The organism is Comamonas sp. 26 (genome assembly GCF_002754475.1).
Lineage (GTDB): Bacteria > Pseudomonadota > Gammaproteobacteria > Burkholderiales > Burkholderiaceae_C > Comamonas.
In genome coordinates, this window is the sequence record NZ_PEFL01000003.1 from 258409 (window position 1) to 271902 (window position 13494).

The following is a 13494-nucleotide window of genomic DNA, read 5'->3' on the forward strand; positions in this document are numbered from 1 at the left end:
TTCCAAGCCCCGCTACAGGTCTTGCGCCAAGCCGCAAAACAAATCGCACGCACCAGCTCAGTGACACCGAGGAAGCGCCGCCGCGCACCGACGGTGTCGTCCCCATCCCGCGAAGCGAGTGAGGGGGAAGCGGCGCAGCCGCTCAGGGGGAGAAGATCATTCCGGGGGAGATAATCAGGTTATGCCCTCGTTCACGCCCAAACAGCTCATTCTTCTTGTTCTTCTCACCATCGTCTGGGGCCTGAACTGGCCCGTGATGAAACTGGGCGTGCAGCACTTCCCCCCGCTGTCGTTCCGCATGGTCAGCATGTGGATAGGGCTGCCGATTCTGGCCATCTTTGTCGCCAGCAAAGGCCTGCCGCTGACCATTCCGCGCAGCTACTGGGGACAGCTGGCCAAGCTCACCCTCTTCAACATGGTGCTTTGGCACTGCCTGATCATCATCGCCATCCCCACACTCTCCAGCGGCCGCGCGGCGATTCTTGGCTACACCATGCCTATCTTCTCGGCCGTCTTCGGCAGCCTGTTCTTCAAGGACAAGCTCGGCCCGCGCGCCTGGGCGGGCGTGGGCGCTGCTTTTTTAGGCGTTTTGCTGCTGCTGTGGCACGAAGTGGGCGCTTTAGGCAGCAAGCCCCTGGGCGTGATGCTGATGCTGATTGCCGCCGCTGGCTGGGCCTGGGGCACGCAACTACTGCGCCGTACCGAAGCGCCCGTGCCTCTGATGACGCTGTCGCTGTGGATGGTGGCCATCACCACCGTGGTGCTGACCGTACTGGCCTTTACTTTTGAGAGAAAACAGTGGCACGCCCCCGACCAGAGCGCGATGGCTGCTATCGCTTTCAATGGCGTTCTGGTGCTGGGCTTTGCCCAGGCCGTCTGGTTTTATCTGGCCCGCAGCCTGCCGCCCGTGGCCTCCACGCTGAGCGTGATGATGATCCCGGTGCTGGGCGTATTTGTCGGTGCCTGGTGGCTGGGCGAAGTGCTGCACTGGCAGGACTGGACGGCCGTGTGCCTGATGGTGGGGGCGATTGCTTCTGTGCTGTGGCCTAGCAAGAAGGCTTGAGGTGTTTTGGCTGCTTTGTGCCGATGGGGTAAGCGGTAGCAGCTATCGATTTTGATAAAGAGGCTATACCGCTTCCCTTGCCTGCCGGGGCCAGACCCAGCCTCTGCCCTGAAATCAAGCAAGCCTCAAAAATTGACTCAAACCGACACCCATCCCAATCACAGCAAGGGCCAGCAGCTACAAAAACAAAAGCGCACTGCGTTCCCACAGTGCGCTTTCTTCATCCAGAGCCGAAAGGTTTAAGCCGCAGCTTCCTGCTTGCCCCCACGGGCCTGCATGAACTTGCCCAGACCGACCACCAGCACCGCGCCAGCGGCAGCCGCCACGTAGTGCAGCCAAGGATGAGCCATGGTGTAGCCGTGCAGCAGGTTGTCGTTGACGATGGTTTCACCGCCCACCCAGCCGATCAGCGCTGCACCCAGCGTGATGATGACGGGGAAGCGTTCCATCAGCTTGATCATCAGCGTGGAGCCAAAAACCACCAGAGGGATGGAGATGGCCAGGCCCAGAATCAGCAGAACCATATTGCCCTGCGCAGTGGCGGCCACGGCGATCACGTTGTCCAGGCTCATCACCAGGTCGGCGATCAGAATGGTGCGAATGGCGACCATCATCGAGCCATTGCCCTTGGATTCGCCGTCGCCGTCTTCTTCGCCCGTCAGCAGCTGGTAGCCGATCCACAGCAGCAGCACGCCGCCGATGACCTGCAGGAAGGAGAGCTCCAGCAGCTTGGCTGCCACCACCGTCAGCACAATGCGCAGCACCACGGCTGCGCCAGAGCCAAACATGATGGCTTTTTTCTGCTGTTCAGGGGGAGTGAGCGTGCGGCGAGCGCAATCACGACGGCGTTGTCGCCGGAGAGGATGATGTTGATCCAGATGATCTTCACCAGACCGATCCAGAAATCGGCGCTATTGAGAAATTCCATTGATGACTCCACTGTTTTGAATATGAAAGCGCCGCTTGAGGCGGCGCTTTCTTTTAAGAGTGGAGGCAGTTTAGGGGCCTGAGCCCACTTTGCCAGTTCGTAATACTGCGTAAATTCAGCGCAGCATTACGAACTCTGCACAGGACTTACTTCTTCAGCAGGCCTTGCAGCAGGCGACCCATTTCGGATGGGTTGCGAGTGATGGTGAAACCGCACTCTTCCATGACAGCCAGCTTGGCATCTGCAGTGTCAGCGCCACCGGAGATCAGGGCACCTGCGTGGCCCATGCGCTTGCCGGGAGGAGCAGTCACGCCAGCGATGAAGCCGACGATTGGTTTCTTCATATTGGCCTTGCACCACATGGCGGCTTCAGCTTCATCGGGACCGCCGATTTCACCGATCATGATCACGGCATCGGTGTCGGGATCGTCGTTGAAAGCGCGCATCACGTCGATGTGCTTCAGGCCGTTGATGGGGTCGCCACCAATACCGACTGCGGACGACTGGCCAATGCCCAGTTCGCTCAGCTGAGCCACGGCTTCGTAAGTCAGCGTGCCGGAGCGCGAGACCACGCCGATGCGGCCCTTCTTGTGGATGTGGCCGGGCATGATGCCGATCTTGATTTCGTCAGGCGTAATCAGACCGGGGCAGTTCGGGCCCAGCAGCAGAGTTTCCTTGCCGCCAGCCGCCACCTTGGCGCGCATTTTGTTGCGCACTTCCAGCATGTCACGGACAGGGATGCCTTCGGTAATGCAGATGGCCAGGTCCAGGTCGGCTTCAACCGCTTCCCAGATGGCAGCAGCAGCACCTGCGGGAGGCACATAGATCACGGACACGGTGGCGCCAGTTTCCTTGGCTGCGTCTTTGACGGAACCAAAGATTGGGATGTCGAAAATCTTTTCGCCAGCCTTCTTGGGGTTCACACCGGCGACGAAGCAGTTCTTGCCGTTCGCGTATTCCTGGCACTTTTCAGTGTGGAATTGACCAGTCTTGCCAGTAATGCCCTGGGTAATGACTTTGGTGTCTTTATTGATAAAGATCGACATGTGTGTATCTCCGGGGCGTATTACTTAACGGCAGCGACGATTTTTTCAGCCGCTTCAGCCATGGTGTCGGCAGCAATGATGGGCAGACCGGAGTCAGCCAGAATTTGCTTGCCCAGCTGTTCGTTGGTGCCCTTCATGCGCACAACCAGAGGCACGCTCAGGTTCACGGCCTTGCAGGCTGTGACCACGCCGTTGGCAATGGTGTCGCACTTCATGATGCCGCCGAAGATGTTGACCATGATGCCCTTGACTTCAGGGTTCTTGAGCATGATCTTGAAGGCTTCGGTGACCTTCTCGGCTGTCGCGCCGCCGCCCACGTCCAGGAAGTTGGCTGGCTCGCCGCCATACAGCTTGATGGTGTCCATGGTGGCCATGGCCAGACCAGCGCCGTTCACCAGACAGCCGATGTTGCCGTCCAGAGAGATGTAGGCCAGATCGAACTTGGAAGCTTCGATTTCAGCAGCGTCTTCTTCGTCCAGGTCACGCAGAGCCACCAGATCGGGGTGACGGAACAGCGCGTTCGGGTCGAAGTTGAACTTCGCATCCAGAGCCATCAGGTTGCCCTTGGAATCGCAGTTCAGGGGGTTGATTTCCACCAGCGACGCGTCGGTTTCCATGTAGCACTTGTAGATCTTGGCGAAGATGTCTACGGCTTGGTCAATGGAAGCGCCTTCCAGACCGATAGCAGCGGCCACCTTGCGCGATTGCGCTTCGGTGATGCCGGCCAGCGGGTCGATCATTTCGGTAACGATCTTCTCGGGAGTGGAGTGAGCCACTTCTTCGATGTCCATGCCGCCTTCGCTCGAAGCGATCAGGGCTACCTTCTGTGTAGCGCGGTCAGTCACCAGCGACACATACAGTTCGTTCTTGATTTCGGCGCCATCTTCGATGTACAGGCGGCGAACCTTCTGGCCTTCTGGGCCAGTCTGGTGCGTCACCAGCTGCATGCCCAGAATCTGCTCAGACAGCTTCTGCACGTCGTCGATGGTCTTGGCAACCTTCACACCACCACCCTTGCCGCGGCCACCCGCGTGAATCTGGGCCTTCACGACCCACACGGGGCCACCAAGCTTCTGGGCTGCTTCAACAGCCTCTTGCACTGTGAATGCAGGAATGCCACGGGGAACGGGCACACCAAAATGGCGCAAGATTTCCTTGCCTTGGTATTCATGAATCTTCATGACTTTGTCTCTCTGAACTGAGGGGAAATACCCGCTTGTCACAGACTCTGTAGAGCCTGGCCATCGGGTTCTTATGACATGGCGAGGAGGAATGTACCATGCTGCACCGCGCAAAACGACCCCTCAATATGCGCAGAATCCACAATTTCGCGCATCTTTGTCGCGTTCACGAAATTGCTGCAATGTATTGAATTCGTTGAAAAAATCATGTCTACACGATATTTTTTCTTCCCGCAACTTTCTTATGTCTTATATAAAAGTGAAGGGCCTTGGGCCCCTCGTGGCGGGCAGGCTGGCAATGTGCTGACAACCGGCAATAGTCACAGCATGAACTAGGCCATTTGTGGGTGATTTGCCTAAAACACAGGCAACGCGCATCCCACCTCAGATTCAAGGACAATCGACGCCGGAAAGCGGCAATGGTGCCGCAGGCAGCGGCATGAAAACAATCAAATGCGCGCGCCGGTGCAGGAGAAAATGCAATGGCAAAAGTCTTTATCGACGGTGAAGCAGGGACCACAGGTCTGCAAATCCGTGATCGTCTGGTAGATTTCGCAGGGGTAGAGCTGGTCAGTATCGACCCCGCACTGCGCAAAGACCCTGCCGCCAAACGTGCTCTGATTGCCGGTGTCGATCTGGTCATCCTGTGCCTGCACGACGATGCAGCCCGCGAAACCGCCGCCGTGGTGGACTCCATCACCTTAGAGACTGGCCGCGCCATCAAGATCATTGATGCATCGACCGCCCACCGCACGGCGCCCGACTGGGTCTACGGCTTCCCCGAACTGCGCGCAGGCCAGCTCGACGCCGTGAAGACCGCCACCCGCGTCTCCAACCCCGGCTGCTACGCCACGGGTGCCATCGCCCTGCTGGCACCTCTGGTGGCTGCGGGCCTGATTCCTGCGGACTTCCCTGTCAGCCTGCCTTCCGTGTCCGGTTATTCGGGCGGCGGCCGCCCCATGATTGAAGCCTATGAGGCCGGCAACGCCGCGCCTTACGAGGCTTATGCACTGGGCCTGTCGCACAAGCACATCCCCGAAATCCTGCACTACACCGGTATGACACGCCGCCCCGTGTTCATCCCCGCAGTCAGCAACTTTGCCCAAGGCATGCTGGTGCAACTGCCGCTGCACCTCGACCTGCTGCCCAGCGCGCCCAAGGCCGTCGACCTGCACGATGCCCTGGCCAGCCACTACTCCGCCACCAACACGCCCGCCAACTGGGTCAGCGTGCTGCCCCCGACAGACGACAACAAGCTGGCCGCCGACACCTTGGCCAATACCAACAAGCTGGAGCTGCGCGTGTTTGCCAACGAGCAATACCGCCAGGCCGTGCTGATTGCGCGCCTGGACAACCTGGGCAAAGGTGCCAGCGGCGCTGCCGTGCAGAACCTGCAGATCATGCTGGGCCTGTAAGCCACCCGGATCAGTATCAGTACAGGAACGGCCCGCATGGGCCGTTTTTTTCGTCTACGCTTTGCTTCTGAAGCCAGAGCGGCCAGCGCACATCGATGGCTATATTTATGCAAAAAATGGCACGAAACCAAGTCAAGACAAGCGCAAACAGCTATGCATTCAGGAGTGTCTTCTGGAGCGCACAGGTATGACCAAAATGGACGCCACAGACAAAGCCACCCTCATCGGCCTGCTGGCCGTACTCTGCTGGAGCTGCACCATAGGCCTGATGCGCGCTGTGGCCGAGCCATTGGGGGCCGTGGGCGGTGCCGCAGCGCTCTACACCACAGCTGCCATCTGCATTGCCGTGGCGCGCGGGCGCAAAGGCTGGCGTGAAGTGGCCCGCTGGCGCGAAATGCACCCGGTTTATCTTTGGGGCTGCGGCGTGCTGTTTGTGATTTATGAGGTCTGCCTGTCCGTCGCCGTGGGGCTGGCTCATGATCGCGCTCAGGCCATGGAAATCGGCGTTATCAACTACCTCTGGCCCAGCCTCACCATCGCCCTGGCCGTGCTCTGCCGCCAGCAATTCGCGCGCTGGTGGCTGTGGCCAGGCTTGCTGATTTGCCTGTGGGGTCTGGCCCGCGTGCTGGGTGGCGAAAGCTTCAGCCTGCCCACGCTGTGGGCCCATGTGCAAGGCAACCCGCTGGCCTACGGCATGGCCTTTGCCGCTGCCATGCTCTGGCCCACCTACTCGCTGCTGGCACGCCGCTATGGCGCAGGTTTTAACGCCGTGGGTTTGTTTGTAACCGGCACGGCCCTCGTGTTGTGGCTGCAATGGTTCAGGCTGGATGCTGCGCCCGTCATGCAATGGTCATGGACTGCTGGCGCGCAACTGTTCATAGCCGGCGCGCTGACGGCGCTGGGCTACAGCTGCTGGGAACACGGTATTCAGCATGGCAAGCTGGCCGTGCTGGCGGCGGCCTCGTATTTCACGCCCGTGCTCTCAGCACTCATGGCCAGCCTACTACTGCAAGTGCTGCCGGGCTGGAGCTTCTGGCAAGGCGTGGCGCTGGTTACGCTGGGGTCGTTGATCTGCTGGTGGGCGACGCGCAGTCAATAAGGGGACGACTCTATGGCTAAAACAGGCATCCAGCGCCCAATGGTATTGCGCTAGCAGCTATTAAATCAGGAGTCACTCTGATGTGACAGCTACGCCGTCAGCCAGATGCCTACGCCCAGCACCACGACGTGTACGCCCATCAAAAGCCACAGCAGCGTCCACGATGGCTCGGCCATGTCTTCCAGTAAGCCGTGCACCTTGTCGCCCAGAAAAGCGCGCAGCGCCGGGTCGCCTTTGCTGGCCTCGGTGCCCCACTCGATGCGGGTCTGCCCCCATTCGTCCATCAAATCAGACAGCGGCAGGCGGTTGAGAACCGTGCGCACCACCCACTGCACGGCGCGGCCGTCGCCAATCCACGGTTTCAGGTGCTCCATGGCGGTGCCCATGGTCAGCAGGTCCGCCGTTTTGTGCATGGCCTTGTGCGCGCGGGGCATGGATTCCACGCGCTGAGCCAGCATCTCGGCCAGCCGCTGCGACAGGCCCTGGCCGTAACGCGCCACCAGCTTGCCCGTGGCGCGAGCACGCCCGATCTGCAAGCCGATAAAGACGTAAGCCGGAATGATGAACACCAGCAGCAAGGCCACCACCAGCGACGGTGAAAACAGCAGGGTAATAAAGGCCCCCGCTCCGCCCGCATGGGCCGCTGCGGGCATGCCCGGCCCGTTCAGCCGCGTGAAGTAGAACGCGGTCGTGGTGCAGCCCAGCACCAGCGCCAGTGCAAGACCGAGCATCAAGCCGCCCAGCAGGGATTTACCGGCACTCAGGCCAACGCGCAGGGCGGATGGGGAATCTGTATTCGAGGCGGCAGCGGGCATGCAGGGTCCTTTGCATCACAGAGTCAAACGGGTGGCTGAATCAGTCAGCCTCATCACCTTCGTTGAGGTCCGAGTATGGTGCCTCTCGCAAAACTCGCGAAGCCACGCCCGAGGAAAAGCCCCGCGACGCCATAAAGCGCAGCTGTTTGGCTTTTTCCTTGATGTCGGCGGGCGGCATGCCAAAGCGCTTGCACCACAACTCGCGGGCGCGCTCCAGCTCGGTGTCGCGCAATTGCTCGCTGGCGTTGCGCACCATTTCATCGTCCAGCCCTTTGCTGCGCAGCTCCTGCACCAACCGCGCCATGCCAAAACGGCTGGCCTTGCTATGAATGACGGAGTCCACCACCCGCTGCTCGCTGATGAAGCCGCGCTTTTCCAGCTCATCCAGAGTGGCGCGCAGATCGTCGCCCTCTTCCACATGCGGCGCCAGCTTGCGCTGCAACTCCAGCCGCGAATGCTCGCGCTGACTGAGCAGCTTCAAGGCGCGACCTTTGAGCGAGAGCTTGGCAAAGCTCATGAACACATCTCCACAACAAAAAAGCGCAGGGGTTACCTGCGCAAAGATGGCAAACTTTTCAAAACAGGCACGATTCAGTCGAGGGAAGCTAGCAAGAGCCGCCCCCAGCGGAGCTATCCGTCCCCCTCCTTGGCGCGCAGCGCTTAGAGAGGGAGGGCGCACCGCGCCTCAGGGGGAATTAGCTGATCACACCGTCTTCATCCACGGCTGCATTCTTGTCAGCCTTCTTGCCCTTGGCGGGCTTGGCCGCTTCTTCACCCGCAGCACCGGGCAGCGGGGCAATGCCCAGACCGTCGCGCACCTTGTTTTCAATTTCAAAGGCCAGTGCGGGGTTCTCACGCAGGAATTCACGCGAATTGTCACGGCCTTGGCCGATTTTTTCGCCGTTGTAGGCATACCAGGCACCGCTCTTGTCCAGAATCTTGGCAGTCACACCCATGTCCAGAATTTCGCCTTCGCGGCTGATGCCTTCGCCGAACAGAATGTCGAACTCAGCGGTCTTGAAGGGAGGCGAAACCTTGTTCTTCACGACCTTGACCTTGGTTTCGTTGCCGATAACCTCGTCACCCTTTTTGATGCTGCCGGTGCGGCGAATGTCCAGACGCACAGAGGCATAGAACTTCAGCGCATTACCGCCGGTTGTGGTTTCTGGCGAACCAAACATCACGCCGATCTTCATACGAATCTGGTTGATGAAGATGACCATGCAGTTGGTCTTCTTGATGGTGGCGGTCAGCTTGCGCAGCGCCTGGCTCATCAGACGGGCTTGCAGGCCGGGCAGGGAATCACCCATTTCGCCTTCGATTTCAGCCTTGGGGGTCAGCGCAGCGACCGAGTCAATCACGATCAGGTCCACAGCACCAGAGCGCACCAGGCTGTCGCAAATTTCCAGTGCCTGCTCACCCGTGTCGGGCTGGCTGATCAGCAGCTCGTTGAGGTTCACACCCAGCTTCTGCGCGTAACCGGTGTCCAGGGCGTGCTCGGCATCAATAAAGGCGCAGGTGCCGGCCTGCTTTTGCATTTCGGCGATGACCTGCAGCGTCAGCGTGGTCTTGCCCGACGATTCAGGGCCGTAGATTTCGATCACTCGGCCACGGGGCAGGCCACCTACGCCCAGCGCAATATCCAGACCCAGCGAACCGGTGGAAACCACCTGAATGTCCTGAATCGCTTCACCTTCACCCAGCTTCATGATGGTGCCTTTGCCAAACTGCTTTTCAATCTGGGCGAGGGCAGCCGCCAGCGCTTTGGATTTTTCGCTGTTGGCGTCGTTGGTCTTAGCGATGGCGTTCATTTCAGGCTCCGGGTAGGTTGGGTGACTGTCTGTGATTCAACCTGTTTTTGCATTCAGGCTGGATGCTTGAACAGTAGTTTATGGGCTTGTACCGGCCTTATGTTTAAATATTTAGTCAGTTTGCCTTACTATTATTCATGAGCGAAATTTCCCCGGTCACCCCTCCTCAAGACGTCTGGCGGCAAACCCATCTGGGCCGTCTGCTGGGCCACGCCATGCGCCGCTTCGATGCGCGGGTGCTGCAGCTCATGGCCCGCGATGTAGAGGTGCCGCTGGCACTATCCAACCTCGCTGCGCGCGACAAGGTGGGGGCCGCTCATATCCACATCACGCGGCATCTGTCGCTGGCGGGCGACCGCATTACGGATCTGGCCGAGAAGGCCGGCATGACCAAGCAGGCCATGGCCGATCTGGTTCTGCAATGCGAGGCCTGGGGCCTGGTCACACGCGAAACCGACCCGCACGATGCGCGCGCCAAGCGTGTGCGTTTTACCGAGGCAGGGCTTGCCTGGCTGCACGCCTTTCATGCCGCTGTCACGCAGGCTGAAGCCGAGTTTCGCGAAGCCGTGGGAGACGATGTAGCGACCGTTGTAGCGTTGGGGCTGGAGGCTTACGCCGACGGTTACTGACGCCCGCTGGCCGCTGCCAAAAATTCCGCATAGCAAGCAGAGCCCCTCTCTACAATGGCAGCAAAAGTGCAACCAGCACAGATAACAGCAGGAGACAGAGATGCGCATACTGATTGCCGAAGACGACCAGGTGCTGGCCGATGGATTGCTGCGCACGCTGCGCAGCTCAGGCGCCGTTGTCAGCCATGTAGCCAATGGCAGCGAGGCCGATACCGCCTTGCTGACCAGCAGCGAATTTGATTTGCTGATTCTGGATCTGGGTCTGCCCAAGGTGCATGGGCTGGAGGTTCTCAGGCGCCTGCGCGGGCGCGGCGATGCGCTGCCGGTGCTGATTCTGACAGCCGCCGACTCCATTGAGGAACGCGTACAGGGCCTGGACTATGGCGCCGACGACTACATGGCCAAGCCCTTTGCCCTGTCCGAGCTGGAAGCGCGTGTGCGCGCTCTGACACGGCGCGGCATGGGAGGGGCCAGCTCCACCATCAAGCATGGCCCGCTGGTCTATGACCAGACCGGCCGCGTGGCCACCATTGACGGCAAGATGATCGAGCTGTCTGCCCGTGAGCTAGGCCTGCTGGAAGTGTTGCTGCAGCGCGCGGGCCGTCTGGTCAGCAAAGACCAGCTGGTGGAGCGCCTGTGCGAGTGGGGCGAAGAGGTGAGCAACAACGCCATCGAGGTCTATATCCACCGCCTGCGCAAGAAGATCGAGAAGGGGCCGATTCGCATCGCCACCGTACGCGGTCTGGGCTATTGCCTGGAAAAAATCCCTAGCTGAACCGATTTCTCAATTCATAGCTGCTAGCGCTTATTCAGAAAGGGCTAGCGGCCAAAAATGCTTAAAACCACCGAGCAGCCGTCTTGAAGATCTTTCAGCGTGAGCAGCGCTCCCTCTTTGGCGAGATCCTCGACTGGATGCTCACGCCCCTGCTGCTGCTGTGGCCCGTCAGTCTGGCTCTGACCTGGCTGGTGGCACAGGGCCTGGCCAACAAGCCGTTCGACCGTGCGCTGGAGTACAACGCTCAGGCGCTGGCGCAGCTGGTCATCGTGCAGCGCGGCAAGGTGCAGTTCAATCTGCCGCAGTCGGCCAGCGAGATTTTGCGCGCCGATGAGTCGGACACCGTTTTCTTTCAGGTCAGCGGCACCAAGGGCGAATATCTGGCCGGCGAGCGCGACCTGCCCCGTCCGCCCGTCGCGGAGGAAGATCCGCCCACCGGCACCGTGCTGCTGCGCGATGAGGAGTACAAGGGCATTGATTTGCGCGTGGCCTATATCTGGGTGCGCATGCCCCTGCCTGGCGAGCCCAGCGCGCTGGTGCAAGTCGCCGAAACGCGTGAAAAACGCAGCGTGCTGGCTACAGAAATCATCAAGGGCGTGATGCTGCCGCAGTTCGTCATCTTGCCGCTGGCGGCTCTGCTGGTGTGGCTGGCGCTGGCGCGGGGCATCAAGCCGCTGCATCGGCTGGAGGAGCGCATCAGAGCCCGCAAGCCCGAAGACCTCTCGCCCATCAACCACAAGGATGTGCCGCTGGAGGTGGTGCCGCTGGTCGATTCGGTCAACGACCTGCTCCAGCGACTCGATGGCTCCATCGTCACCCAAAAACGCTTTCTGGCCGATGCGGCGCACCAGCTCAAAACCCCCCTGGCAGGTCTGCGCATGCAGGCCGATCTGGCCCAGCGCGAGGGCACGAATACCGAGGATTTGAAGCGTTCGCTGGCGCAGATCGGCCGCTCATCCATGCGCGCCACCCACACCGTCAACCAGCTGCTGGCACTGGCGCGCGCCGAAAGCGCCGTGCCCGCCATGCAGGGCTGCAATCTGGTGCGCATCGTCACCGATGTGTTTCAGGACTGCCTGCCGCGCGCCATGGACAAGCATATTGACCTGGGTTACGAGGGCGCCAGCGCCAGCACGCCCGGCGTCTGGCTCAATGGCAATGCCACGCTGCTGACCGAGCTGGTGCGCAACTTGGTGGACAACGCCATTAACTACACGCCATCAAGCAGCGAACACCCCGGCATGGTCACCGTGCGTGTGCAGGCCGATCACTTTGGTCAGGTGCTGCTGCTACAGGTGGAAGACTCTGGCCCCGGCGTGCCGCAGTCTGAGCGCGAGCTGATTTTTCAACCCTTTTACCGCGCGTTGGGCACCGAGGCCGATGGCTCAGGACTGGGCCTGCCCATCGTCATGGAAATCGCACGCCAGCATGGTGCGCAGGTGCTGCTGCAGGACACCAGACCCGGCCACACTCCGCCGGGCGCGCTGTTTACCGTGCGTTTCAAGGCCATGCCCGGACAGCGCTGAACAGTGCTGCTCAGCCCTTATGCGCCCAATTGGCAGTGACCCGAGTAGCGGAAATTGCGTATTCCGTAACTAAACAGTTACCCTAGAATGAATTTCACTATAGGTTGTGCCGTGAGTCAGCGCTAGCGCTCTTCGGATGTAATCAATTTGGAATCACCGGATCCTGGGAACATTTTCATGCAACGTCGCCATTTCATCTGCTCCGCCACCGCTGCGGCCATCGCCTCTTCTTTCTCCGGCCTGAGCATGGCGCAGGAGGCATCACGCCCACTGCGCATCGTCGTGCCCTTCCCTGCCGGTGGCCCTACCGACATGGTGCCACGCAACATGCAGGACGTGCTGATCAAGCTGCTGGGCGGCCAGCCCGTGGTGATTGAAAATAAGGCCGGCGCAGGCGGCTCCATCGGCATGGCCGAAGTGGCACGCACCACCGACGGCGTGACCTTCGGCATCGCCACCCTGTCCACCCACGGCGTGAACCCTGCCGTGTTCAAGAAGCTGCCCTACGACGCGATCAAAGACTTCGTCGGTGTGACCGAGATCGTCAAGGCACCCGGTGTGCTGGTGATCAACCCCAAGCTGATTCCTGCCAAGACCTTTGCCGAATTCGTGGCCTACCTGAAGGCCAACCCCGGCAAGGTGTCCTATGCCACGCCTGGCAACGGCACCATCGGCCACATGTGGGGCGCCCAGTTCCTCAAGAGCACGGGCACCGAGATGCACCACATCCCCTACCGTGGTTCCGCTCCGGCCATCAACGACGTGCTGGGCGGCCAAGTGCCCGTGTATTTCGACCAAGTGAACTCTTCTCTGCCTCACATCAAGTCGGGTAAGGTGCGTGCGCTGGCCGTGTCCTGGCATGAACGCCTGGATGTGCTTCCCGATGTGCAGACCTATGCGCAAGCCGGTCACCCCGATCTGAACGAGCCATCCTGGTTTGGTCTGGTGGCCCCCAAGAACACGCCCGCCGCGCAAGTGGATCGCGTGCAAAAGGCCATCATCGCTGCACTCAAGGACCCAGCCGTCAAGCAGCGCATGGCTGATCAAGGCCTGTACCCTTCGGGCACATCGAGCGCCGACTTCACCAAGCAGATCGCCAGCGAAGTGACCAAAATGAAGAAGCTGGCTGCTGCCTCCAATATTCAGATGGATTAAAAACAGGAGCTGCTTGCGCTTGTCGCAACTGCTTTTGAGAACAAAAAGGCC

Annotated in this window: 12 protein-coding genes and 1 pseudogene; 7 read left to right on the plus strand and 6 right to left on the minus strand. The window is 60.3% G+C overall.

Going from position 1 to position 13494, the window contains the following annotated elements; translation table 11 throughout:
- Positions 1-181: 181 nt before the first annotated feature.
- Positions 182-1063 (plus strand): DMT family transporter, encoded by an 882-nt coding sequence (locus CLU84_RS19350; RefSeq protein WP_099739509.1) that lies wholly within the window; start codon positions 182-184, stop codon positions 1061-1063.
- A gap of 239 nt (positions 1064-1302) precedes the next feature.
- Here the strand turns inward: CLU84_RS19350 and CLU84_RS19355 are convergent.
- From CLU84_RS19355 to sucC, 3 genes and pseudogenes are all read right to left on the minus strand, one after another.
- Positions 1303-1991, minus strand: a pseudogene (locus CLU84_RS19355) (TerC family protein).
- 146 nt (positions 1992-2137) lie between these two features.
- Positions 2138-3037: a succinate--CoA ligase subunit alpha gene (sucD, locus tag CLU84_RS19360; RefSeq protein WP_099739510.1), complete on the minus strand. Its 900-nt coding sequence runs from the start codon at positions 3035-3037 to the stop codon at positions 2138-2140.
- A 20-nt stretch (positions 3038-3057) separates the two neighbouring features.
- The gene (gene sucC, locus CLU84_RS19365) at positions 3058-4218 is read right to left on the minus strand and encodes an ADP-forming succinate--CoA ligase subunit beta (RefSeq protein ID WP_099739512.1); all 1161 of its coding nucleotides are present in this window, start codon (positions 4216-4218) and stop codon (positions 3058-3060) included.
- A gap of 482 nt (positions 4219-4700) precedes the next feature.
- Here sucC and argC point away from each other — a divergent pair, with 482 nt between their 5' ends.
- Positions 4701-5633: an N-acetyl-gamma-glutamyl-phosphate reductase gene (gene argC, locus CLU84_RS19370; protein ID WP_099739514.1), complete on the plus strand. Its 933-nt coding sequence runs from the start codon at positions 4701-4703 to the stop codon at positions 5631-5633.
- A 187-nt stretch (positions 5634-5820) separates the two neighbouring features.
- The gene (gene yddG, locus CLU84_RS19375) at positions 5821-6732 is read left to right on the plus strand and encodes an aromatic amino acid DMT transporter YddG (RefSeq protein WP_099739516.1); all 912 of its coding nucleotides are present in this window, start codon (positions 5821-5823) and stop codon (positions 6730-6732) included.
- An 89-nt stretch (positions 6733-6821) separates the two neighbouring features.
- Here the strand turns inward: yddG and CLU84_RS19380 are convergent, their stop codons facing one another.
- The 3 genes from CLU84_RS19380 to recA all read right to left on the minus strand — a co-directional run bounded on the left by CLU84_RS19380 (position 6822) and on the right by recA (position 9358).
- Entirely contained in the window at positions 6822-7547 is a 726-nt protein-coding gene (locus CLU84_RS19380; RefSeq protein ID WP_099739518.1) for a hypothetical protein, read from the minus strand.
- Between the two features lie 40 nt (positions 7548-7587).
- Positions 7588-8064 (minus strand): recombination regulator RecX, encoded by a 477-nt coding sequence (gene recX / locus CLU84_RS19385; RefSeq protein WP_099739519.1) that lies wholly within the window; start codon positions 8062-8064, stop codon positions 7588-7590.
- 178 nt (positions 8065-8242) lie between these two features.
- A complete protein-coding gene (gene recA / locus CLU84_RS19390) occupies positions 8243-9358 on the minus strand; it encodes a recombinase RecA (RefSeq protein ID WP_099739521.1) in 1116 nt (371 codons plus the stop codon).
- A gap of 137 nt (positions 9359-9495) precedes the next feature.
- Between recA and CLU84_RS19395 the strand changes: the two genes are divergently transcribed.
- From CLU84_RS19395 to CLU84_RS19410, 4 genes are all read left to right on the plus strand, one after another.
- Complete coding sequence (locus CLU84_RS19395; protein ID WP_099739522.1) at positions 9496-9987, plus strand: MarR family winged helix-turn-helix transcriptional regulator; 492 nt, start codon at positions 9496-9498, stop codon at positions 9985-9987.
- Positions 9988-10087: 100 nt separating this feature from the next.
- Positions 10088-10762 carry a response regulator transcription factor gene (locus CLU84_RS19400; RefSeq protein ID WP_099739524.1) on the plus strand — a complete coding sequence of 225 codons (675 nt, stop codon included), beginning with the start codon at positions 10088-10090 and terminating at the stop codon, positions 10760-10762.
- A gap of 83 nt (positions 10763-10845) precedes the next feature.
- Positions 10846-12288, plus strand: coding sequence for a sensor histidine kinase (locus tag CLU84_RS19405; RefSeq protein ID WP_099739526.1), 1443 nt, complete (start codon positions 10846-10848; stop codon positions 12286-12288).
- Between the two features lie 177 nt (positions 12289-12465).
- Positions 12466-13443: a tripartite tricarboxylate transporter substrate binding protein BugE gene (locus tag CLU84_RS19410; RefSeq protein WP_099739528.1), complete on the plus strand. Its 978-nt coding sequence runs from the start codon at positions 12466-12468 to the stop codon at positions 13441-13443.
- Positions 13444-13494: the final 51 nt, after the last annotated feature.